The organism is Saccharopolyspora gloriosae, assembly GCF_022828475.1.
In the GTDB taxonomy this organism is placed as follows: Bacteria; Actinomycetota; Actinomycetes; order Mycobacteriales; family Pseudonocardiaceae; genus Saccharopolyspora_C; species Saccharopolyspora_C gloriosae_A.
Genome location: NZ_CP059557.1, coordinates 2,641,528 through 2,663,502 on the forward strand (window position 1 = coordinate 2,641,528; position 21,975 = coordinate 2,663,502).

Below are 21,975 nucleotides of genomic sequence, written 5' to 3' on the forward strand. Positions count from 1 at the left end.
GAGTTCAGGCTCGACGTGGCTCCCGGGGCGCTTCCTGGATCAGGCGCTCCTGAACGGAATACGTCCATTGGTGACGTGGATGCGATTCTGCGTCCGATTTCGCCTGCCCATTTCCGCGTCCAGGCAGTCTCTTCTTCGGTCGCGCTGGTGACGATCGGGGTGCTCGGTTACCTGGCGCCGTACCGGGCGATGGCCGCGCGAGCGCTCTCCCTCCAGCACACCGCCGCCGGGGTCGCGGCGATCAGCTCGATCGCGGTGCTCGGCGGCTTCTACGCGATCGGCATCAACCCGGGCGACGGCGACGTGCCGGTGGCCTGCACTTCCCGATCGGATGCCTGATCGTGTGCGCGGCGATGCTGTTGGCGATCCGAGTGCCCAGGGACGATGGAGCTCAGCAGTAGCGGCCGGCGGGCTCCGCGCCCGCGGTCGAGTGAGACCTCAGGCGTTCAGCGGTGGTGGGTCCGGCGCGGGTTCTGTGCAATGACCGCGCCGGACGAAGGATCGGCAGAGGAGGCGAGTCATGGCGTACTACCGACGGGTCGGTGAGGTGCCGCCGAAGCGGCACACCCAGCACCGGGACGAGCAGGGCGAGCTGTACTTCGAGGAGCTGATGGGGGAGGAGGGGTTCTCTTCGGATTCCTCGTTGCTGTACCACCGCAACCTGCCGTCGGCGATCGTCGACTCGCAGGTGTGGGAGTTGCCGGAGCAGGCGACGACGCCGAACCATCCGCTGAAACCGCGCCACTTGAAGCTGCACGACCTGTTCTCGGCCGACGAGGCCGGTTCCACCGACGTGGTCACCGGGCGCAGGCTGGTGCTGGGCAACGCGGACGTGCGGATCTCCTACGTGGTGGCGAGCGCGGAATCCCCGCTGTACCGCAACGGGATCGGCGACGAGATCGTGTACGTCGAGTCCGGCTCGGCGACGGTGGAGACGGTGTTCGGCGCGCTGGAGGCGAAGTCCGGGGACTACGTGCTGCTGCCGCGAGCGACGACGCACCGCTGGCTGCCGCACGACGGCGAGCCGCTGCGGGCCTACGCCATCGAGGGCAACGGGCACATCGTGCCGCCGAAGCGGTACCTGTCCCGGTTCGGGCAGCTGCTGGAGAACGCGCCGTACTGCGAGCGCGACCTGCACGGCCCCGCCGAGCCGCTGCTGCGGGAGGGCGCCGAGGTGGAGGTGCTGCTCAAGCACCGCGGCTCCACCGGAATCGTGGGCACCAGGCTGGTCTACCCGCAGCACCCGTTCGACGTCGTCGGCTGGGACGGCTGCCTGTACCCGTACACGTTCAGCGTGCACGACTTCGAGCCGATCACCGGCCGCGTGCACCAGCCGCCGCCGGTGCACCAGGCGTTTGAGGGCGAGAACTTCGTGATCTGCAACTTCGTCCCGCGCAAGGTGGACTACCACCCGCTGTCGATTCCGGTGCCCTACTACCACTCCAATGTGGACAGTGACGAGATCATGTTCTACTGCGGCGGGAATTACGAGGCGCGGAAGGGATCGGGCATCGGGCAGGGTTCGGTCTCGGTGCACCCCGGAGGCCATTCGCACGGCCCGCAGCCGGGTGCCTACGAACGCAGCATCGGCGTGGACTTCTTCGACGAGCTGGCCGTCATGGTCGACACGTTCCGGCCCTTGGAGCTCGGCGAGGGCGGCGCCGCCTGCGACGACGGGCAGTACGCGTGGACCTGGGCCGGCGGGTCGCGGCCGTGACGGCTCCCGCGCTGGTCCGGGGCTTACTCGACGACGCGGCGGTGTTCCCGCCCGGACTGCTTCCGCTGCCCGATGCCGCGCGGGCGCACGCCCGGCACCGCTCGGCCGCGCACGCCGACGCCGTCGGTCCGCTGGTGGTGCCTTCGTCCGCGCTGGCCGAGCCGGAGGCACTGGAACCGATCGGGGACGCGGCGCTGTCGGTGACCGTGCCCGCCGGGCCTGCCGGGGTCGCCGACGCGCTCGCGGCGACTCGTTTCTCCTTGCGAGCACTGGAGATCCCGGTTCCGGACGAGATGACGGCCGACTCCCTTCGCTCCGCGCTGGAACGGGTGCGCGAAGCGACCGACGCGGAGGTGTTCGTCGAGATCCCACGGGACGCCCGCCGCGCCGAAGTGCTCGCGTTGCTCGCGCCGCTCGGCTGCCGTGCGAAGTTCCGCACCGGCGGGGTCCGCGCCGAGCTCTACCCGCCGGTGCCCGAGCTCGCCGAGGCGATCGAGGCCGTGGTGCGCGCCGGGGTCCCGTTCAAGGCCACCGCCGGACTGCACCATGCCGTCCGCAACACCGACCCGGAAACCGGCTTCGACCAGCACGGTTTCCTGAACATCCTGCTCGCGGTGGACTCGGCGCTGCGCGGCGGGACCGACCTGGAACGGCTGCTGGCCGACCGGGACGCGGCGGGCATCGCCGAGCGGGTCACGTGCCTCGGCGAGCAGCGCGTTCGGGCTGCGCGCGAGCGGTTCGCCTCCTTCGGCACCTGCAGCATCACCGATCCGCTGACCGAACTGGCCGGACTCGGCCTCATCCCCGACGACCTGGCGCACCCGCAAGGAGCCACCGCGTGATCATCGACGTTCCCGCCGATTCCCCTTACGGCACCGAGAATCTGCCCTACGGCGTGTTCAGCACGCCCGGATCGCCGGCGCGAGTGGGCGTCCGGCTCGCCGACCGCGTCATCGACCTCGCGGCGGCGCTGGACGACGCGGTCTTCGCGGCCGCATCGCTGAACCCGTTCATGGCGCAGGGACGGCGGAGCTGGGAAGAGACCCGCGCCCGGATCACCGAACTCGTCGCCGGAGACGTGCCCGACGCGGCGGTGCACTCCGTGGCGCAGGTGACGATGCACCTGCCGTTCGAGGTCGCCGACTACGTCGACTTCTACGCCTCCGAGCACCACGCGACCAACCTGGGCAAGTTGTTCCGACCCGACTCGGAACCGCTGATGCCGAACTGGAAGCACCTGCCCGTCGGTTACCACGGCCGCGCGGGCACCGTCGTCAACTCCGGCACGCCCATCGTGCGGCCCAGCGGCCAGCGCAAAGCCCCTGGCGAGTCGGCGCCCGGTTTCGGGCCGAGCAAGCGGCTGGACATCGAAGCGGAATTGGGCTTCGTCGTCGGAACGGGCTCCGACTTGGGTGCGCCGGTGCCGGTGGCCGAGTTCGCCGAGCACGTCTTCGGCGCAGTGCTCGTCAACGATTGGTCCGCCCGCGACCTGCAAGCCTGGGAGTACGTGCCGCTGGGGCCGTTCCTCGGCAAGAGCTTCGCCACGTCGATCTCGCCGTGGGTGGTGCCGCTGCCGGCCCTGGAGAACGCGAGGGTGCCCACGCCGCGGCAGATCCCGGAGCCGCTGCCCTACCTGCGCGAGACCGAACCGTGGGGACTGGACGTCGAGTTCAGCGTGCGCTGGAACGGCGCGGAGGTCAGCCGCCCGCCGTACCGCGAGATGTACTGGTCTCCGGCGCAGATGCTGGCGCACCTGACCGTCAACGGCGCCACCTGCCGCACCGGTGACCTGTTCGCCTCCGGCACGATCTCCGGACCGGCGCGGGAGCAGCGCGGCGCGTTCATCGAACTCACCTGGGGAGGTGCGGACCCCGTGCTGGTCAACGGTGCCGAGCGCACGTTCCTGGAGGACGGCGACGAGATCACCCTCACCGCCTCGGCGCCCACCGCCTCCGGCAGGCTGGGCTTCGGCGAGCTGAGCAACCGGATCCTGCCCGCGCGCTGAGGACGATCTTTTGATCGGTGTCTTGTCAGGCGCTGAGCAGCGACCACCTCGGCAGAACGACCACCGGCGGGTTCTCAGCGGATTCCTTGCGAGGACGCCGATTTCGCCGCGCATCGGACATGCATCAGAAGTTGATGCCGCAGTGAGGAATCCGCTGACCGGACACTCCCGCAGGAACTCATAAGCCGGTCAGTTCCGCGTGAGACGTGAGATCAGGTCGGCGAAGCCGTCCTCGGTGACGATCGGGATGCCGTACTCGCGGGCCAGATCCGCCTTGCGCGACAGCGAATCCGGGTCGGCGGCCATCAGCAGCCGTGTCCGTTTCGTCACCGATCGCTGCACGGTCAGCCCCGCCTGTTCCGCCTGGCCGATCCAGGCGGAACGCGGTCGGCGGGTCTCGCCGGTGATCACCACGGAATCCTCCGGAGTGAGCCGGAAACGTTCACGTGGCGCCAGCGCGGGGTGATCGGCGGCCAACGCGAAGTCGAGATCTGATCGCCGCAGGCCGAGCAGCTGGGCGACCAGCGCCAGGTCCTCGCGTTCCGGCTCGCTGATCACCCCGTCGGCGATGGCGGCTGCGGCGAGCGCGCGCAGGTAGTCCCGGTGCAGCGCCGTGACCTGGTCCTGGTCCAGGCCGCAGCCCTCGGCGGCCTGAACCAGCGCGTCCTGCTCGGTCGCCGACAGGTTCCGGTCGATGAGGGCCGCGTCGAGCGCTGTGAGGTACTCGTCGGCCTGCGGTGGTTCGGGAATGCTCGGCAGGACTTCCACGATCCGCGCCAAGAAGTGATCCGGCACCGCGTCCGGCCGCCGTCGCGGCACCAGCGGCACCGCGGTTCCGTCGAGCACCGGCCACTGCCCGGACAAGGCGGTGCGTTTCGCCCACGACCAGCGCGGGTCGTCGGGGGAAAGCTGCAGGTAGTACCGCAACAGGCCCGCCGCGGCCCGCGCGTCGTGCAGTGCCGAATGCGCTTCGGCCAGTGGTACGCCCGCAGCCTCGCAACACGCCGCGAGGCTGCGGCCGGCCGCGTAGAGGAAATTGTTGGACAGCTTCATCGTGCATAACCCCGCATGCGGCACGTCGAGCGCGCCGAACCCGAGACGTTCGTACTCGGCGGCGATGAAGCGGGCGTCGAAGCTCAGGTTGTGCGCCACCAGCACCCGTCCGGTCAGCAGGCGGGTGAGTTCGGGAGCGATCTCGGCGAACGTGGGTGCCCGCCGTGCGTCGGCCGCGGCGATCCCGTGCACGTGCTGCGCGCCGAGGTCGCGCATGGGGTTGACCAGCGTGCACCACTCGTCCTGGACCGCACCGGCCGGATCCAGCAGGACGACGCCGATCTCCGCGATCCGATGGCCCGCGTCGGGGAACAGGCCCGTCGTCTCGACGTCGATCACCGCGAAACCCCACGCCATGACAGTTCCCCTCGCTGTCCGCCGCGACCCCGAACAGCCCGGAGTGGACGCCGTTCCCTGTCGCTCAATTACTTTTCGAGATCGCCGATCTCCGCGTTACACCTCGCGTCGCAGGTCGAGCGGGGGCGGATCGTTCGTGAAGTGATCTGGATCGGCGTTGAGCTGCGGTTTCGGGTGGTTCATCGCGAACGTCCGGTTCCGGAGGGATTGGGCCGGGGCTCACCGGGAGCCCCGGCCGTCGATCAACCCTGGCGCCCCTTCCACCGCGGGTTGCGCTTGTTGACCACGTAGAGCTTCCCGCGCCTGCGCACGACCTGTGATCCCTCCTTGTTCTTCAACGACTTGAGCGATGACCGAACCTTCATCCGTCCTCCCATCAATCCAACGACGCCTCACCATAAACGAAGACGATAATCATGTTCAAGAACGGGTGTGCCTGCCGGACAGCTGGATCGGGCGTGGTTCGCCGGAGCATCGCGGCAGATCGGGGAGCGATTCGTGGTGCGGCGCAACGGGTGACGTGTCCGGCGTCGATGACCCGATCGGGTCTCGTCAAGTGGGAGATCACCACAGGTGGATCTCCGCGGCCTACGCTCCCGGTCGGAGGTGCCACCATGCCGCAGCCCGCGCTCCCGCTGATCGATCTGTCCCGGTTCCGTGACCCCGCTGAACGCGAGCCGCTGCTCGCGGAACTGCGCCACGCCGCGCACGAGGTCGGGTTCTTCTACGTCGAAGGACACGGTGTTCCCGAGGAGCTCATGCGCGGGATCTTCGAGGTCACCCGGCGGCTCTTCGAGTTGCCGCTGGAGCAGCGCCGGGAGGTCGAGAACCTGCGCTCACCGCAGTTCCGCGGCTACACCGCGACCGGGCACGAACTCACCGATGGCGCCCCGGATCAGCGCGAACAGCTCGACATCGGACCGGAGCGCGACGTGGTGCCGACCGGAGCGGGGGACCCGCCGTGGCAGCGGCTGATCGGCCCGAACCAGTGGCCCGCGGCGCTGCCGGAACTGCGGGAGATCACCCTCGCGTGGCAGGCCGAAGTGCTGCGGGTGAGCCAGGAAGTGCTGCGCGCGTTGGCCGCGTCGCTCGGGCAGGCCGAGGACTACTTCGACTCCTGGTTCGACGAGGAGGCGAGCACCCACCTCAAACTGATCCACTACCCGGGCACCGCGGAGCCGACCAGGGCGTCGGCGCGCACAAGGACTACGGCTATCTGGCGCTGCTGCATCAGGATTCGATCGCCGGGCTGCAGGTGCAGGACTCGGCGGGCGGCTGGATTGACGCGGACCCGGTGCCCGGCGCGTTCGTCGTCAACATCGGGGAAATGCTGGAGATCGCCACCGGCGGCTACCTCACCGCCACCCGACATCGGGTGCGCAGTCCCGCCGCCGGTGTGGACCGCTATTCGGTGCCGTTCTTCCTGGCACCACGACTGGACGCCGTCGTGGAACCGCTGGAACTGCCCGCCGAACTCGCCGCCGAAGCGCGCGGGATCAGCACTGACGCGAACAATCCGCTGCTGGCCGCGTTCGGGGAGAACGCGCTGCTCGGCTGGCTGCGTTCGCACCCGGAGGTGGCGCGGCGCTGGTGGTCCGATGTGCTCGAAGCGCAGGTGGCGCGGTGACCGACCAACGCTGGTCCTTCGAAACCCGGCAGGTGCACGCCGGTGCGGCACCGGACGAGACGACCGGGGCGCGGGCGACTCCGATCTACCAGACGAGTTCGTTCGTCTTCGACGACGCCGAGCACGCGGCGTCGGCGTTCGCCTTGCAGGACTTGGAAACCCACGCCTACAGCAGGCTGTCGAACCCGACGACCTCGGTCGTCGAACGACGCATCGCCGATCTGGAGAACGCGGCGGGCGCGGTGGCGGTGGCGAGCGGGCAGGCCGCCTCAACGCTGGCGCTGCTGGCGATCGCGAAGGCCGGAGATCACGTCGTGGCGTCCTCGGCGCTCTACGGCGGCACCTACAATCTGTTCGCCCACACCCTCGCCGACCTGGGCATCACCGTCGACTTCGTCGCCGACCCCGACGACCTCGACCAGTGGCGCGCGGCGTTGCACCCCCGGACCAGGGCGCTGTACGCGGAGACGATCGCGAACCCGAGCGGCGGAGTGCTCGACATCGAAGGCGTCGCCTCCGTCGCGCACACCTGGGGAGTGCCGCTGATCGTCGACCACACGGTGGCCACCCCGTACCTGTGCCGGCCGCTCGATCACGGGGCGGACGTCGTGGTGCACTCGACGACGAAGTTCCTTTCGGGGCACGGAACCGGGATCGGCGGCATCATCGTCGACAGTGGACGGTTCGACTACCCCGCCGAACCGGAGCGCTGGCCGCAGCTCACGCAGCCCGACCCCAGCTATCACGGTTTGATTTTCGACGCCGAGTTCGGCGAACTCGCCTACCTGATGCGCGTCCGCACGAGACTCGTGCGCGACCTCGGCCCGGCGGTGTCGCCGTTCAACAGTTTCCTGCTGCTGCAAGGCATCGAGACGTTGTCCCTGCGCATGACCCGCCACACCGCGAATGCCCGAGCCGTCGCCGACTGGCTGGAGGACCAGCCCGGCGTGACGCGAGTGCACTACGCGGGTCTCCCGTCGAGCCCGTGGCACGCCTCGGCGAAGCGCTACCTCACCGAGGGCGCGGGAGCGGTGCTCGCCTTCGACCTCGCGGGCGGGGCAGCCGCAGGCCGCCGCTTCGTCGACGCCTTGACCCTGTTCAGCCACCTGGCCAACATCGGCGACGTCCGCAGCCTCGTGATCCACCCCGCCTCCACCACCCACGCCCAACTCACCGAACCCGAACAACGAGCGGCGGGGGTGACCCCGGGCCTGATCCGTCTGTCGGTGGGGTTGGAGGACGTCGAAGACCTGATCGCGGACCTGTCGACGGGACTGGCCGCAGCGGGATGTGACCTGGGGGACGAGGCATAAGCGGCGAGTCCGTGTACGCGTCGTCGTCATCGGCTTTCTCAGTCGTGCGTGTGCTCCTGAAGTGACCTTGGGTTGAGGTGAGTGCTCGGCTCGGCCCTGCGCCCTTGGCATGCGCGATGGGACGGCTCAGGCAGCAGCCCGCGACCTACATCGGTGTCCTGGCTGACTTGCTCGAACACGGAACCCTGCCGTCTTTGATCTCAGGTGCAGTCATCTGGAGCGCAGCTGCGGTACACTCAGAGTGCTTCTCACGTCAAAGTACGACGAAAACGGCGTTAAGAGCGCATGTGAGCAACGCGTAAGGGGTAGCTGTGCTACTACGCTTCAGGGCTGAGAACCACCGGTCACTTCGAGATGAGGCTGAGCTGTCGCTCGTCTCCTCGACGGCACGTGGACCCGCTCCACTGGACGAAAACTGGCAAGATTTCACGGTTAGAGTTGCGGGGATATATGGAGCGAACGCATCTGGGAAATCCAATGTTCTCCACGCTCTGGATTTTATGAGTCGTGCCGTCATGTTCTCGGCCACCAAATGGGGCGCCGAAGACGATTTTCCTTATCATCCGTTTTCTCTCGATTCAACCCATCGAGAAATGTCCTCGACCTATGAGATCGATATTGTAGTCGATGAGGTCCGGTATACGTATGGTTTTGAATCGATTTCTTCCGGAGTTTCTTCTGAGTGGCTCTATTCTTACCCTGCGCGACGTCGACGCGTCTTGTTTGAGCGAAAATCAGGGCAAACTCCCGAGATGAGTTTCGGGCGCAGCTTGGTCGGGGAGAATGCAACCATAAGTAAGTTGACGCGACCTACTGCTCTGTTTCTTTCGGTGGCGGCAAACAACAATCACCCCGTTCTCAAGCGGATTCACCATGAGATTTGCCAATTCAAGTATGCCCGATACACGGAGCAGGATAAGCGGAGCCGAATTCGGCTGGCGACCAGCCTTATTAAGGATACTGGAATCGCGCGACAGGCTCAGGCGCTGCTTCGTTTCGCAGATCTGGGAATCAAGGGTGTTGAGCTCAACGAGAAGGACCTCGGTCCGGAGCTCAGGAAAACATTCGAAAGGGTTCTTTCTGCTATATCTGGAGGCGAAGAGGGAGAAGGTTCGGCGATCGCCGAAGTCGATAAGTACTTGGAGGGAATTCGGAGTCAAATCAGGTTCATTCATTCCGGAGGCGATTCCGATAGTCATCAGTATGGTCTGGAAATGTCTGACCAGAGTGCCGGGACTGTTGCATGGCTGAGTATTGGTGTACCTGCCTTGGTGTCCTTGGAGGCCGGCGATGTATTTATGGTCGATGAGATTGACTCGAGTCTCCATCCGCGGCTCACTGCGGCTCTCATCCACATGTTCAAAGACCCTGCCATCAATCCATCTGGGGCACAGCTGATCTTCACCTCGCACGATTCGTCGCTGATGGGAAAGATGCTCGACGGTGTGCTTGCCTCTGAGGAAATCTGGTTCACGGAGAAGAGGAATGATGGGGCGACTGAGCTTTATGCCCTAGAGGAGTTTGCCGTTCGGAAAAATGAAAATTTCGAGCTTAGGTATCTCCAGGGGCGTTATGGGGCCATTCCCATGATTGACTCTGAAGATCTCCGCCTTGCGTTGGTCGGTCGAGGTGAAAATGGCTAAAAAATTTCAGGACAAGGCCGATCTTCGTCGCCCTCGAGGGAGGAGAGTTGAACGATCTCGGGTATTGATCGTAACCGAAGGAGAGTGTACGGAGGTTCAGTACTTTAAGAATCTTTGCAAGCATCTGAGGGCAACCGGAACGAACGTGATGGGCGTCGACGTGAAGGGGGCTGGTCGTGATCCGTCAAATGTGGTGAACAAGGCGGGAAAGGCGTCTCAAAATGGTTCGTTGATTGGAAGAGAAGGGGGTTACGATGCGGTGTGGTGCGTGTTCGATGTTGACGAGCACGAAAAACTGGAAGCTGCCACTGAGTTAGCTCGAAAACGCGGTTTCAAACTGGCGATCAGCAATCCATGCTTTGAGGTCTGGCTACTGTGGCATTTTGAAGACTGTTACAAACATTTGTCGACGGACCAAGCTGGGAAGATGCTCAAAAAGCACGGCGTGCTTGGCAAGAACATGCCAGAAAACTTTGACTATGGGAATTCAAGGAAAGCGCGAAGTCGTGCCGAAAGTGCGCTTGAGGATATTCCCGTGAACCCTGGCTCGCGAGTGTGGGTTCTGGTTGATCATCTCGAATCCGGAAAACGAGTGGGTTCTTAGAGTCTTGATACTGGGGGTCTGTGGTGGAGCAGTTCGAGGTCAACCCCGCGTGCGCCTGATGGCGATGGTCGCCGCTGTTTCGCCGAGGCCTGTGAACAGGGCCGTGGCGTCGTTGACGAGTTGGTCGCGGTCGACGGGGGTGTGGCCGTTGAGCCAGCTCATGAGGAGTTCGCTGAAGCCGCCGACGAGCACGGCCGCGGTGATGCCGGTGATCGGATCGCCGGGGGGTGGGTCGCCGCGGGTGGCGTCGGCTTCGACGTAGCGGGCGATGAGGTGGCCGGTTTCGATGCGGCGGCGGTTGAGCGCTTCGTTGCCGAGGGCTTCGACGTAGAGGACTCGTGCGCGGCGGCGGTCTTCGGCCACGAAGCGGGTGGTCGTGTCGACGACGGCGTGCACTCGGGCGTGGGAGTCGTTTCCGGCGGCCTCGGCGGCGGTGCGGACTTCGGTGTGCAGATCGTCGATCAGGCGGTCGTAGAGCGCGACGACCAGGGCGTTGAGGTCGGGGAAGCTCTCGTAGAAGTAGCGCGGGTTCAGCCGGGCGTGCTGGCACACGGCGCGCACCGAGGTGCCGGACCAGCCTTCGGTGCCGAGCAGGTCGAGTGCGGCGTCGAGCAGCAGTGCGCGCCGCTCCGCGACTCGGTCCGCGGGCGGTTTTCCGGCCCAACGGCCGGGTTTGGCGGTTTCATCGAAGGCTGACAACGCGCGTCACCTTACTTCCCGTCTGTTGAGCTCTTGGTGTGCGCCGGTCGGTGCGGCAGGGGGGCGAGCCCCGGTGCGGAGAGCGCGGCCGGTCGGTGGCCGTGAGTGATCGGGTATTGGCAACGGGTGTTGCCATGACCTATATTTGGACACAGCCGTTGCCAAAATGTCAGATCGGTGATTTCGCCCGCATGGCAACGGAAAGCCTTCCCGACTCGTCGCTGTCCGGATCACGGACCGCTCTCGTCCGCAAGCTCCCCGCTCATGTCAAAGGAGACCGTCGATGCCTGAGCGCACCGTCGCCGTCAACGGCGCCGAGCTGCACGTCGTGGAGGAGGGCACCGGTCCGCCGGTGATCTTCGCGCACGGCTTCCCGGAACTCGCTTACTCGTGGCGCCACCAACTGCCCGCCATCGCCGCCGCCGGATACCGCGCGATCGCTCCGGACCAGCGGGGATACGGCCGCTCCAGCAAGCCGGACGAGGTCGCCGCCTACGACATGCGGCACCTGACCGGCGACCTCATCGCGCTGCTCGACGACCTCGGGGAGCAGCGGGCCGTGTTCGTCGGCCACGACTGGGGATCGATGGTGGTGTGGCAGACGGCCTTGCTGCACCCGGACCGCGTCGCCGGGGTGTGCGGGATGAGCGTGCCGTTCTCGCCGCGCCCGCTGCGCCCGCCCACCGAGCTGTGGCGGGAGGCGTTCCGTGACCGGTTCTTCTACATCCTGCACTTCCAGGAAACCGGTGTCGCCGACGCCGAACTCGCCGCGGATCCGGCGACCACGATGCGCAGGCTGCTGTGCGGAGTCCGGACGGAACCGGGTGTGGAATCGGGGCTGGTCTCCGCCGCCGACGGCCGCAACTTCCTCGACCGCTTCCCGGAACCGGACGGACTGCCCGCTTGGCTGAGCCAGGCGGACCTCGACCACTACGTGGCGGAGTTCGCCCGCACCGGGTTCACCGGCGGCCTGAACTGGTACCGCAACTTCGACCGCAACTGGGAGATCACCCCCGAACTCGCCGGGGCGAAGGTGCAAGTGCCCAGCGCGTTCATCGGCGGCGAACTGGATCCGGTCCTGGTCGGCGCACCACCGTCCACTCAGGACGGATGGCTCACGCGGCATCAGGGAGACGTGCTGGTGCCGGACGCGGGGCACTGGGTGCAGCAGGAGAAACCGGACGAGGTCAACGCCGCGCTGCTGTCGTTCTTCGACTTCGTCGACAGGCAGGAGATCGCGTGAACCGGCCCATGAACTTCGGAGTCTTCTACGCCCCGTTCCACCCGACCGGCCAGGATCCGACGCTGGCGCTGGAGTACGACCTGCGGCGGGTCGAGGCGCTCGACGAGTACGGATTCGACGAGGCGTGGTTCGGCGAACACCACTCCGGCGGCTACGAGATCATCGGCTCCCCGGAGATCTTCATCGCCGCCGCCGCGCAGCGCACCCGGAACATCAAGCTCGGCACCGGAGTGGTGTCGCTGCCGTACCACCACCCGTGGCTGCTGGCCGACCGGCTGGTGCTGCTCGATCACCTCACTCGGGGTCGCCTCATCTTCGGGGCCGGTCCCGGAGCGTTGCCCACCGACGCCGCCATCCTCGGCATCGATCCCGTTGAGCAGCGGCGCATGATGGCCGAGTCGCTGGAGGCGATCCTCGCGCTGTTCAACGAGGACGGGACGGTCAGCCGCCGCACCGACTGGTTCGAGATGAACGAGGCGCGGCTCCAGCTGCGCCCGTACTCGTGGCCGCACCCGGAGGTCGCGGTGGCGGCGATGGTCTCGCCGTCCGGTCCGCGACTGGCCGGCCTGCACGGCGCTTCGCTGCTGTCGCTGTCGATGTCCGCGCTCGCCGACGGATTCGCCGCCATCGGACGAGCCTGGGGCGTCGTCGAAGAGGAAGCCGAGAAGGCCGGGCGTCCCGCGCCGGACCGGGCGAACTGGCGGGTCCTGGGCGCGATGCACCTGGCCGAGACGAAGGAGCAGGCCATCGCCGACTGCACCTACGGGTTGCCGGAGTTCGGCGCGTACTTCGGCGGCGGCGCCGGATTCGTGCCGCTGGCCCAGCAGGTCGACGGTGAGCCGGAGTCCCGCCACGAGTACGCGGCGGCGTACGCGGAATCCGACAGCGTCGTGATCGGCACGCCGGACGACGCCATCGCGCACATCGAGGTGCTGCTCGACCAGTCCGGCGGGTTCGGCACGTTCCTGATGCTGGGCCACGACTGGGCATCGCCGGAGCGCACGCTCAACTCGTACCGGCTGTTCGCCCAGTACGTCCTGCCGCACTTCAAGGGCAGGTTGAGCGCGCCGCGAGCCTCCCACGAGTGGGCCACCGGCAAGCGCGAAGAGCTGTTCGGGCGGGCAGGCGAGGCCATCGGCAACGCCATTGAATCGCACGCCGCCGAACAGGAGAGCCCCTGATGCGCGCGGCGGTGCTCAACTCCGGCCGCGTGTTCGTCCGCGACGACATCGCCGAGCCCCGGCCGGGCGCGGGGCAGGTGCTGGTGCGGGTGCGGGCGTGCGGGATCTGCGGCTCGGACCTGCACTTCGCCCGGCACGGCGCGGACATGCTGGCGCTGGGCCGGGAGATGAGCGGGTTACCGTTCGAATCCGACGAGCTCGACCTGGCCCGCGATGTCCACATGGGACACGAGTTCGCGGCCGAGGTGCTGGAAGTGGGGCCGGACGCCGAGACCGCGGTGCGCCCGGGTCAGCTCGTGACCTCGTTTCCCGTGCTGCTGGCCGAGAGCGGCCCGGTGCCGATCGTGTACTCGAACACCGTGCACGGCGGCTACGGCGAACGGATGCTGCTGTCGGCGCCGATGGTGCTCCCGGTGCCCAACGGGTTGCCCCCGCACCACGCCGCGCTCACCGAACCGATGGCGGTCGGGTTGCACGCGGTGAACATGGCCGCGCCCTCGGACGAGGGCGCCGTCGTGCTGGGCTGCGGTCCGGTGGGGCTCGCCGTGATCGCCGCGCTGCGCGCCAGAGGCGTCGCGCCGATCGTCGCCGCGGACTTCTCCCCGGCGCGGCGCGGGCTCGCCGAACGCCTCGGCGCGCACCACGTCGTCGACCCCGCCGAGGAGACCGGCTGGGCGGCGTGGCGCCGGGTCGGCGGTGATCGGCGGCTCGTCGTGTTCGAGGCCGTCGGCGTGCCCGGCGTGCTCAACGACGTGCTGCGCCACGCCCCGGCCGGGTCCCAGGTCGTTGTGGTGGGCGTGTGCATGGGCGACGACGTGATCAACCCCTACTTCGCCATCACCAAGCAGCTCGCCGTCCGGTTCGCCTTCGGCTACGAACCCGCGGAGTTCGCGGAGTCGCTGCGAGCCATCGCCGAAGGCGACGTCGACGTCGCCCCACTGGTGACCGCTCGGGTCGGGCTGGACGACGTGCCGTGGGCGTTCGAGGCCCTCGGCGATCCCGAAGAACACTGCAAGATCATTGTGGAGCCGTGACGCATGACGAACTGGACCGAGCTCGCCACCGACCTGGCGGCGGAATTCGCCGAACGGGCGGCTGAGGTCGACCGCAGCGGCCGCTTCGCCGCTGAGAACCTGGATCGCCTCCGGGAGACCGGGTACCTGAAGATCGCGGTGCCGACGGAGTTCGGCGGTGGCGGCGCGGGCCTCGCCACCGTCGCCGAGTGCCAGCGCATCCTCGCCGGGGGCTGCGCTTCGACGGCGCTGGCGGCGAACATGCACGTGTTCGGCCTGGGCTCGGCGGCCGAGAGCTGGTACGCCGGGGACCGCACCACGGAGCCGATCTTCCGGCTCGTCGCGGGCGGCACGATCGTCGGCGGCAGCCTCACCGACGCGGCCACCGGGCTCAACGTGCGCACCTCCTCGACCCCGGCGAAGCGCACCGACGGCGGCTACGTGATCACCGGCCGGAAGTCGTTCTGCTCGCTGGCGCCGGTGCTCGGGTTCTTCTGGGGCACCGCCGCCGACACCGAGACCGGTGAGCTCCTGCTGTTCGGGCTGCAGCGGGACACCGCCGGCCTGAACTTCGTGGACACCTGGGACACGATGGCGATGCGCGGCACCGGCTCGTGGGACGTGAAGTTCGACGAGGTGTTCGTGCCGGACGCCGCGGTGCAGCGTGGCCGGGCGCCGGGCGATCCGCAGGTGTGGGACGAGGTGCAGGAGCGGGGTTTCGCCTGGTTCGCATTCACCGTCGCATCGATCTACCTGGGCGTGGCGCGGAGGGCCGTGCGGTTCGCCTACGACTACGTCACGAACCGGACCGTCACCGGGGCGAGCCTGCCGATGGCTCGGCAGCCCGCGCAGGTGTTCAACGCCAGCCGCATCGAACTGCTGCTGCGACCGGCGGAAGCGCTCGTCGCCGACGGGCTGCGCAGGCGCGAAGCGGGAGAGGTGCTCGCTCCGGCCGACCTCAACACCATCAAGTACGTGGCGGTGAACGCCGCCGACGAGGCGGTGGACCAGTGCGTGCGGATGGTCGGCGGGCACGGCATCTTCCGGAAGCTGCCGCTGGAACGGTTCTACCGGGACGTGCGGGCGGGGCAGTTCCACCCGCCGAACAACGACGTGGCACTGGAGACGATCGGCAAGAGCGCGCTCGGCATCGACCCGCTCGCCGAACCCCGCTGGCCTAGCGACTGATCCGTTCCGGGCCGAGCAGCTCGGGAGCGTAGGCGAGCAACAGCCGCAGCGCGCTGACCGGTGCGGAGACCGGGTCCGGCACCGCGAGATCGTGAGCCAGGTGCCCGCCGCGGTAGGTCGGTTCCGAGATGGTGACGTCGGTGAACCAGCGCAGGAAATCCGCCGGGGGCAACGGCAGCCCCACCGTCCCGATCAGCGCCTCGTTCAGCGCGAGCAACGCGGTCTGCGGGTTGCGCAGCAGCCACCGGTAGAAGTCCGAGAAGTCGTAGATCTGCTGGTCCACCCTGCTCGCCACCGCGCCGTGGGCCTCCGCCAAGCGCACGCCGTGCTCGGTGGAGGCCTGCTCGGCGTTGCCCCACGCCGGATCGTGCACCCACCGGTCGGTGAGCTCGCCGCGGTGCAGCCGGCGCAGGTAGTCCGCCCACAGCTCGGAGCCCGGGTTGCCGAAGTCGTCGTCGGACCGGCCCAGCGCGATCGCCGCGCCGCGCTCGACGCCCTCCAGAATTCCCGCGTCCACGTAGGAGATCCAGCTGCCGGGTGCGCCGAAGCCGTTCTCGTCGAAGAACCGGATGATGCCCTCGATGTTGCGCCAGTGCCGGAATCCGGGGATGTAGTCGGCGGCGATCTCGTCCTGGATCGCGCGCACGAACACCAGCCGTTCCGCCAACGGCAGCCGGTCCAGGTCCTCGGCGGAGCAGTCCAGCGTCGCCGCGCAGGCCGTTCCGTCGCGGGCGGGCGCACCGCTCGCCGGCGGGCAGCCGAGCGCGATCAAAGTGGGGACCAGCAGTAGCAATGCGGTGCCGCGCAGGCGGCCGAGCCGAAGTCGCACCGGTGTCCTCCCGGAAAGCGGAAAACGATCACCGGCTAGTTCAGCAGCCGGGGAGCCGATCACCGCGCTTTCGCCGCCGAACCCACCCGATCGGATGATCAGAGGCAGCGGTGCCCACTCGGAACGCGACGTGGAGCGGAGGTCGTAGAGTCGGAGGCATGGTCCAGCACGGGGATCGCTCGGTGATCGCGACGAATCGCCGGGCGCGGCACCACTACACGATCGTCGATACCTACGAGGCCGGACTCGTCCTGGTCGGCACCGAGGTGAAGAGCCTGCGCCTCGGCCGGGCGTCGCTGGCGGAGGCCTTCGCCACCGTCGACGGCGGCGAGGTGTGGCTGCGCAACCTGCACATCGCGGAGTACTGGCACGGCAGCTGGACCAATCACACGCCGCGCCGCACCCGCAAGATGCTGTTGCACGCCAAGGAGATCCGCGGTTTGAACGTGCGCGCCAGGGAAACCGGGTTCGCGCTCGTCCCGCTGTCGATGTACTTCAGCGACGGCTGGGTCAAGGTCGAGCTCGCGCTGGCGCGGGGCAAGAAGAACTGGGACAAGCGCCGCGACATCGCGGCCCGCGACGCGGAGCGCGACATGGCCCGCGGCATCGGCTGGCAGCTCAAAGGCCACCCGGCGGGGAAGGGGCGACGCCGCCCACCGGAAGACCCGGTGCTGCGCTACACCCCGTGAGCCGGGATGGGTGCGGCCGAGACGGGAGTCGGGTGCACGCCCGTGCTCGGCCGCGACTCAGTCCTCGTCCGGCTTGGCGTGGTTCGGGACGCCGGGGTTCGGGTCGCGCGAGAGGTCGATCAAGGGATCGATGTCGGCGCCTTCAGGGGCGGCGTGGTCGGCGACGCCGGGATTCGGGTCGCGGGACGGGTCGATCAACGGGTCGGGCTCGCTCATGCCGTGCCTCCTCTGGTTCCGGTTCCTCATCGGTGCCACTTGACGGCACGGTGTCCAGGATGCCTGGTGCCGCACCGGGCAGGAGCACCGGGGAGGGCGCAATGTGCACCGTGGGTGACCGGATGATGACCCGTCCGGCCCGGAAGACGAGCATGAAGATCAGCTGATCGGTTCGGCACGGAAGGAGCCAGGTGTCCGCGGAGGAGTACCTGCCAGCCCTGGAAGAGGAAATGCGTGCGATGGGGCGCCGCACCCGGCTGCGCACGCGTGAGCTCGCCCGCGCCGTGCATCCGCGGCTCGACCCGACGGCGTATCCGCTGGTGGTCCTGCTGTCGAAGGACGGGGCGATGCGCGTGTCGGCGATCGCGGCTGCGCTGTCGCTGGACAAGTCCACGGTGAGCAGGCAGGTCGACGCCGTGGTGCGCATCGGGCTCGCCGAGCGCGTGCCCGACCCCAGCGACGCCCGCGCCCGCTTGGTCGTGCTCACCGAGCAGGGCCGCACGAAAGTCGCCGCGCAGCTCGCCGACCAGGCGAAGCGCTGGCGCGAGGCGCTGGGCGGTTGGGACCCGGACGACGTCGCCGAACTCACCCGGTTGCTGCATCGCCTCGGCGAGGCGGACCTGTAGGAGTCGTTTCAGCGGAACCTCAGTGGCCGGGTGCTGCGACCCGGGGGACTGGTTGCACGATGCAACCGATCGCGTATGGTTGCAGGTATCAACCATTGCCCGTGGACACCGATCTGCGGTGACGGCCTGAAGGGGTCGCCGGGCGGTCCAGGTTGATCCCACGACGTTCCCCACAGGAGATTCCCCGTGTCCAACGCGGACGAGCCCGTACCTGCCTCCACGGCCGAAGAGAGCGGCCGCATGACGCAGTCCCAGATCATCAAGGCGCTGGTCGGGATGCTGCTGGCGATGATGACGGCCCTGCTGTCCTCGACCATCGTCTCGACCGCGTTGCCCACGATCATCACCGAGCTGCACGGCAGCCAGGACCAGTACACCTGGGTGGTCACCGCGACCCTGCTCGCCTCCACGGCCACCACCCCGATCTGGGGCAAGCTCGCCGACCTGTTCAGCAAGAAGCTGCTGGTGCAGATCGCGATCGGCATCTTCACCATCGGCTCCGTCGCGGCCGGGCTCGCGCAGTCGGTCGACACGCTCATCGCGTGGCGTGCGCTGCAAGGGCTCGGGCTCGGTGGCCTGCAATCGCTGGTGATGATCGTGGTCGCGGCGATGATCAGCCCGCGGGAGCGCGGCAAGTACACCGGCCCGATCGCCGCGGTGATGTCGGTGGCCACCGTCGCCGGACCGCTGCTGGGCGGCTTCATCGTCGACACGAGCTGGCTCGGCTGGCGGTGGTGCTTCTTCATCGGAGTGCCGTTGGCGGTGGTCGCGCTGATCGTCGTGCAGCGCACCCTCGACCTGCCCGTCGTCACACGCCGGGTGCGGGTCGACTACCTCGGTGCCGCGCTCATCGCGGGCGGAGTGTCCGCGCTGCTGATCTGGGTGACGCTCGGCGGCAAGCAGTTCGCCTGGGGCTCGGGGATGTCGTTGGCGCTGGCCGGATTCGGCGTGGTGCTGCTGGCGCTGGCCATCGCGGTGGAGGCCCGGGTGCCGGAGCCGATCATCCCGCTGCGGTTGTTCCGCGACCGCACCACGGCACTGGCCACCATCGCCAGCATCGCCGTCGGCATCGCCATGTTCGGTGGTGCGGTGTTCCTCGGGCAGTACTTCCAGATCGCCCGTGGCTACAGCCCCACCGCGGCCGGGCTGCTGACGCTGCCGATGGTGATCGGATCGATGCTCTCCTCGGCCGGATCCGGCGCGCTGATCACCCGTTTCGGCCGCTGGAAGGGTTACCTGGTCGGAGGCGGCGTGCTCACGGTCGTCGGGTTCGGGTTGCTGGGCACGATCACCGAGAGCACGAACATGGTGCTGCTCGGCTGCTACCTGTTCCTGCTCGGCTGCGGCATGGGCATGATGATGCAGAACCTGGTGCTGGCCGTGCAGAACACCGTCGCCGCATCGGACTTGGGAGCGGCGAGCTCCACGGTGACGTTCTTCCGCTCGCTCGGCGGCACCGTCGGGGTCTCGGTGCTGGGCGCGGTGCTGGCGACCGAGGTGAGCGACCGGATCGCGCGGGGACTGGCCGCGATCGGCATCGACCTCCCGGCGGGCGGCGATGCCGGCGGGGTGGGGCTGGGCAGCCTGAACCAGCTGCCGCCACCGCTAGTCGACATCGTGCGCGGCGCCTACGGCAACGGCACCGCCACGATCTTCGTGGTGGCAGCGGCGTTGGCCGCGGTCTCGCTGATCGCCGTGCTCGGCATCAAGGAGGTCCCGCTGCGGACCGAGAGCGGCTTCGAACGGCAGCAGGCTCAGAAGGCCGCGGTCTGAGCCGGAGATCGTCCCATCCGGAGCAGAGCGGGGCGATCCCTGGTGAGGTTCGTTACTGAGCGAGTTCTCAAGATCGGGATTAGCCAGGTCATGCCGGATCTCCAGCGCTGGAAGGACGAATCGCAGCGGCCAACGGGTGGTTGTCGTCACCTCCGGTGATCACTACTTTGGGTGAATGGCTGGTGATCAAGAAAGGTGGCGGGAGCTCGGGGTGGACGTGGAGCTCCCGAGCGCGGCCCGCGTGTACGACGCGTACCTCGGTGGCGCGCACAACTTCGCGGCGGACCGGGCGTTCGTGGCCAGGGCCAAGGAGAAGCTGCCGCACATCGCCGATGTGGCCCGCTGGAACCGCACCTTCCTGCGCCGCGCGGTGCAGACCATGGCCGAGGAGGGCATCGACCAGTTCCTCGACATCGGCGCGGGCCTGCCCACCGTGGGCAACACGCACGAGATCGCGCACCAGACGAACCCGGACGCCCGCGTGCTCTACGCGGACAACGAGCCGGTGGCGGTCGTGCAGACCAAGGAGCTGCTCGACTCGGTGCCCGGAACCGATGTGGTGCAAGGGGATTTCCTCGAACCCGAGTCGATCCTCGCCGCACCGGCCACCAGGGAACTGCTCGACTTCACCCGGCCCATCGGCGTGCTCGCGGTGGCACTGCTGCACTTCATCCCCCGCGGCCGGCACCCGGAAGCGGCACTGGAGAAGTACAAGGACGCGCTGCCCGCCGGGAGCAGGCTCGCGATCAGCCACGCCACCGTCGACGGCGTCGCGGAACCCGTGCGGTCGCAGACGCTGGATTTCATCGACTCCTACAAGGACACCCAGAACCCCGGCTTCACCGCCCGCGACGAGCTGGAGTTCCGCCGCTTCTTCACCGGCTGGGAACTGCTCGACCCCGGCGTCGCGTTCACCTCGGAATGGCGTTCCGACCTGACCGAGGTGGACGAGTTCGCCACGGAGAACCCGCAGAACGCCGTGTGCTTCGCCGCGGTGGGGCGCAAGCCGTAGCCGGATGCCGCGGAACGAACCGTCGGAGTCGGACGGGTCCGTGCCTCGGCGCCGTTCGACGCCGGGGACCGGAGGACGCAGCCGTGCCGCGGAGGGACTACTCGCCCCTCCGCGGCACCTGGGGCCGATGGATCTCACGCTGGTCTCGCCGCAGTGATCGCACTCGACGGTGACGTGGTCGTCGACCCACATGCCGCCGGCAACTCCCGCACCGTCGGCTCATCATCGACCACGAGCAGGCTCCGCGACCCCATCCCGCTCCTCGCCCGTAGACCTGATCTCCGCGTTGAGATTGGGCGCGTTCGCGGCGCGAGCGTCGCGTTCCTGCTCGCTGAACGGACTCACGGGGAGATGGGGTGTTCGGTGAAGTGGCCGCAGGAGCGGAAACCCAGGCGGTGGTAGACGGGTTCGCCGTTCGCCGATGCTTGTAGGACTGCGATGCGGTCGCCCTGGCGGCGCGCGGAGTTCAGGGCGGCGACGGTCATGGCGCCGCCGTACCCGCGCCGACGGTGGTCGGCCAGGGTGCAGATGTTGTAGATCCCGGCGACTTGAGCGTGGTGGAAGACCTCGGCCGAGCAGACCGGGCGACCGGCCACGTAGCCGACCGAATAGCGGGCCGGGCAGTCGGCGGCCAGCGCCCGCGAAGCGGACCGGGCGAAGAAGCGCCGCACGGTCTCGGCGGGAGGGTCCCAGTTCGCGGCGAGAACCGTGGCGAAGTCGGCGAGCCGTTCCCGTGTGGTCACAGGGCGAATGTCGAGTTCACCCGCGTCCGGCTGCGGCAAGGTCTCCTTCAACTCGGCCCACATGGCCGTCTCGTGTTCAGCGGCAGGCAGTCCGGCGGCCGACAGCTGGGCGCGGAGATCTCCCGGTGTGGAAGCCGGTCCCACCCACCAGGAGAAGGCGCGGCCGGTGGAGACCAGCGTCCGGACCGTCTCGGCGATCCGGTACCCGCTGGTGCGGGCGGTGAAGCGGGCGGCGGCGACGATGTTGAAGGTGTCGTCATCCAGTCCGCTGTCGGCGACCAGCAGATCATCGGATTCCGCGACGGTCGCACCTGCCAGCGCGCGGTGGAGGTGGCAGGCGTGCTCGGCCAGGTTCCGCTCCATCCTGCCCAGCAGGTCGCTGTCGCCCTCGAACGGAGCCTTCGTCGGGTTCATGATGTCGGATTCCATCATGCCGCTGAGCAG

At 68.1% G+C, this 21,975-nt stretch carries 23 protein-coding genes and 1 pseudogene; 17 read left to right on the forward strand and 7 right to left on the reverse strand.

The genetic code is table 11. The annotated features are described in order from the left end of the window. Window positions 1-147: 147 nt before the first annotated feature. The 4 genes from H2Q94_RS11305 to fahA all read left to right on the forward strand — a co-directional run bounded on the left by H2Q94_RS11305 (window position 148) and on the right by fahA (window position 3,722). On the forward strand, window positions 148-339 hold the full coding sequence (locus H2Q94_RS11305) for a hypothetical protein (protein ID WP_243794498.1): 192 nt from the start codon (window positions 148-150) through the stop codon (window positions 337-339). A 181-nt stretch (window positions 340-520) separates the two neighbouring features. Then, window positions 521-1,717: a homogentisate 1,2-dioxygenase gene (locus tag H2Q94_RS11310; RefSeq protein WP_243794499.1), complete on the forward strand. Its 1,197-nt coding sequence runs from the start codon at window positions 521-523 to the stop codon at window positions 1,715-1,717. Continuing rightward, window positions 1,687-2,559, forward strand: coding sequence for a hypothetical protein (locus H2Q94_RS11315; protein WP_243794500.1), 873 nt, complete (start codon window positions 1,687-1,689; stop codon window positions 2,557-2,559). Before H2Q94_RS11310 ends, H2Q94_RS11315 begins: the two co-directional genes overlap by 31 nt. After that, window positions 2,556-3,722 carry a fumarylacetoacetase gene (fahA, locus tag H2Q94_RS11320; protein WP_243794501.1) on the forward strand — a complete coding sequence of 389 codons (1,167 nt, stop codon included), beginning with the start codon at window positions 2,556-2,558 and terminating at the stop codon, window positions 3,720-3,722. Before H2Q94_RS11315 ends, fahA begins: the two co-directional genes overlap by 4 nt. A gap of 189 nt (window positions 3,723-3,911) precedes the next feature. Here fahA and H2Q94_RS11325 read toward each other — a convergent pair whose 3' ends face one another. Both H2Q94_RS11325 and ykgO read right to left on the reverse strand, forming a co-directional pair. Then, window positions 3,912-5,132, reverse strand: coding sequence for an exonuclease domain-containing protein (locus H2Q94_RS11325; RefSeq protein WP_243794502.1), 1,221 nt, complete (start codon window positions 5,130-5,132; stop codon window positions 3,912-3,914). A 242-nt stretch (window positions 5,133-5,374) separates the two neighbouring features. After that, the gene (gene ykgO, locus H2Q94_RS11330; protein WP_243794503.1) at window positions 5,375-5,497 is read right to left on the reverse strand and encodes a type B 50S ribosomal protein L36; all 123 of its coding nucleotides are present in this window, start codon (window positions 5,495-5,497) and stop codon (window positions 5,375-5,377) included. Between the two features lie 249 nt (window positions 5,498-5,746). On the opposite strand from ykgO, the pseudogene H2Q94_RS11335 reads away from it, so the two are divergent. Next, window positions 5,747-6,070 (forward strand): annotated as a pseudogene (locus H2Q94_RS11335) (2-oxoglutarate and iron-dependent oxygenase domain-containing protein); the annotation flags it as partial. Here the strand turns inward: H2Q94_RS11335 and H2Q94_RS11340 are convergent. Beyond that, window positions 5,969-6,277 carry a hypothetical protein gene (locus H2Q94_RS11340; RefSeq protein ID WP_243796066.1) on the reverse strand — a complete coding sequence of 103 codons (309 nt, stop codon included), beginning with the start codon at window positions 6,275-6,277 and terminating at the stop codon, window positions 5,969-5,971. The pseudogene H2Q94_RS11335 and the gene H2Q94_RS11340 overlap by 102 nt on opposite strands. On the opposite strand from H2Q94_RS11340, the gene H2Q94_RS11345 reads away from it, so the two are divergent. The 4 genes from H2Q94_RS11345 (at window position 6,163) to H2Q94_RS11360 (ending at window position 10,319) form a co-directional block, all read left to right on the forward strand. Continuing rightward, complete coding sequence (locus tag H2Q94_RS11345) at window positions 6,163-6,759, forward strand: 2OG-Fe(II) oxygenase family protein (RefSeq protein ID WP_243794505.1); 597 nt, start codon at window positions 6,163-6,165, stop codon at window positions 6,757-6,759. The two genes, H2Q94_RS11340 and H2Q94_RS11345, sit on opposite strands and share 115 nt — an antisense overlap. Continuing rightward, window positions 6,756-8,072 (forward strand): O-acetylhomoserine aminocarboxypropyltransferase/cysteine synthase family protein, encoded by a 1,317-nt coding sequence (locus H2Q94_RS11350; protein WP_243794506.1) that lies wholly within the window; start codon window positions 6,756-6,758, stop codon window positions 8,070-8,072. Before H2Q94_RS11345 ends, H2Q94_RS11350 begins: the two co-directional genes overlap by 4 nt. 311 nt (window positions 8,073-8,383) lie before the next feature. Next, entirely contained in the window at window positions 8,384-9,715 is a 1,332-nt protein-coding gene (locus tag H2Q94_RS11355) for an AAA family ATPase (RefSeq protein ID WP_243794507.1), read from the forward strand. Then, window positions 9,708-10,319, forward strand: coding sequence for an RloB family protein (locus tag H2Q94_RS11360; RefSeq protein WP_243795657.1), 612 nt, complete (start codon window positions 9,708-9,710; stop codon window positions 10,317-10,319). The genes H2Q94_RS11355 and H2Q94_RS11360 overlap by 8 nt, the downstream gene beginning before the upstream one ends. A gap of 39 nt (window positions 10,320-10,358) precedes the next feature. Here the strand turns inward: H2Q94_RS11360 and H2Q94_RS11365 are convergent, their stop codons facing one another. Beyond that, window positions 10,359-11,018, reverse strand: a complete 660-nt coding sequence (locus H2Q94_RS11365) for a TetR/AcrR family transcriptional regulator (protein WP_243794508.1) — start codon at window positions 11,016-11,018, stop codon at window positions 10,359-10,361. 283 nt (window positions 11,019-11,301) lie between these two features. On the opposite strand from H2Q94_RS11365, the gene H2Q94_RS11370 reads away from it, so the two are divergent. From H2Q94_RS11370 to H2Q94_RS11385, 4 genes are read left to right on the forward strand one after another with little or no spacing between them, the layout of a single operon-like run. Beyond that, window positions 11,302-12,261, forward strand: a complete 960-nt coding sequence (locus tag H2Q94_RS11370) for an alpha/beta fold hydrolase (RefSeq protein ID WP_243794509.1) — start codon at window positions 11,302-11,304, stop codon at window positions 12,259-12,261. Further along, window positions 12,258-13,442, forward strand: coding sequence for an LLM class flavin-dependent oxidoreductase (locus H2Q94_RS11375; RefSeq protein WP_243794510.1), 1,185 nt, complete (start codon window positions 12,258-12,260; stop codon window positions 13,440-13,442). The genes H2Q94_RS11370 and H2Q94_RS11375 overlap by 4 nt, the downstream gene beginning before the upstream one ends. Beyond that, window positions 13,442-14,476: a zinc-binding dehydrogenase gene (locus H2Q94_RS11380; protein WP_243794511.1), complete on the forward strand. Its 1,035-nt coding sequence runs from the start codon at window positions 13,442-13,444 to the stop codon at window positions 14,474-14,476. The genes H2Q94_RS11375 and H2Q94_RS11380 overlap by 1 nt, the downstream gene beginning before the upstream one ends. Window positions 14,477-14,479: 3 nt before the next feature. Beyond that, a complete protein-coding gene (locus tag H2Q94_RS11385; protein WP_243794513.1) occupies window positions 14,480-15,643 on the forward strand; it encodes an acyl-CoA dehydrogenase family protein in 1,164 nt (387 codons plus the stop codon). On the opposite strand, the gene H2Q94_RS11390 is transcribed toward H2Q94_RS11385, so the two are convergent. Next, window positions 15,633-16,472: a hypothetical protein gene (locus H2Q94_RS11390; protein ID WP_243794515.1), complete on the reverse strand. Its 840-nt coding sequence runs from the start codon at window positions 16,470-16,472 to the stop codon at window positions 15,633-15,635. The genes H2Q94_RS11385 and H2Q94_RS11390 overlap by 11 nt on opposite strands. A 158-nt stretch (window positions 16,473-16,630) precedes the next feature. Here H2Q94_RS11390 and smpB point away from each other — a divergent pair, with 158 nt between their 5' ends. Next, window positions 16,631-17,161, forward strand: a complete 531-nt coding sequence (gene smpB, locus H2Q94_RS11395) for an SsrA-binding protein SmpB (RefSeq protein ID WP_243794517.1) — start codon at window positions 16,631-16,633, stop codon at window positions 17,159-17,161. A 57-nt stretch (window positions 17,162-17,218) separates the two neighbouring features. Here smpB and H2Q94_RS11400 read toward each other — a convergent pair whose 3' ends face one another. After that, on the reverse strand, window positions 17,219-17,377 hold the full coding sequence (locus H2Q94_RS11400; protein WP_243794518.1) for a hypothetical protein: 159 nt from the start codon (window positions 17,375-17,377) through the stop codon (window positions 17,219-17,221). Window positions 17,378-17,568: 191 nt separating this feature from the next. Here H2Q94_RS11400 and H2Q94_RS11405 point away from each other — a divergent pair, with 191 nt between their 5' ends. From H2Q94_RS11405 to H2Q94_RS11415, 3 genes are all read left to right on the forward strand, one after another. Next, complete coding sequence (locus H2Q94_RS11405) at window positions 17,569-18,003, forward strand: MarR family winged helix-turn-helix transcriptional regulator (RefSeq protein WP_243794520.1); 435 nt, start codon at window positions 17,569-17,571, stop codon at window positions 18,001-18,003. A 186-nt stretch (window positions 18,004-18,189) separates the two neighbouring features. Beyond that, window positions 18,190-19,776, forward strand: coding sequence for an MFS transporter (locus H2Q94_RS11410; RefSeq protein ID WP_309501148.1), 1,587 nt, complete (start codon window positions 18,190-18,192; stop codon window positions 19,774-19,776). A 175-nt stretch (window positions 19,777-19,951) separates the two neighbouring features. Beyond that, window positions 19,952-20,788, forward strand: a complete 837-nt coding sequence (locus H2Q94_RS11415; protein WP_243794522.1) for an SAM-dependent methyltransferase — start codon at window positions 19,952-19,954, stop codon at window positions 20,786-20,788. A 341-nt stretch (window positions 20,789-21,129) separates the two neighbouring features. On the opposite strand, the gene H2Q94_RS11420 is transcribed toward H2Q94_RS11415, so the two are convergent. Next, on the reverse strand, window positions 21,130-21,963 hold the full coding sequence (locus H2Q94_RS11420; protein WP_243794524.1) for a GNAT family N-acetyltransferase: 834 nt from the start codon (window positions 21,961-21,963) through the stop codon (window positions 21,130-21,132). Between the last annotated feature and the right edge of the window lie 12 nt (window positions 21,964-21,975).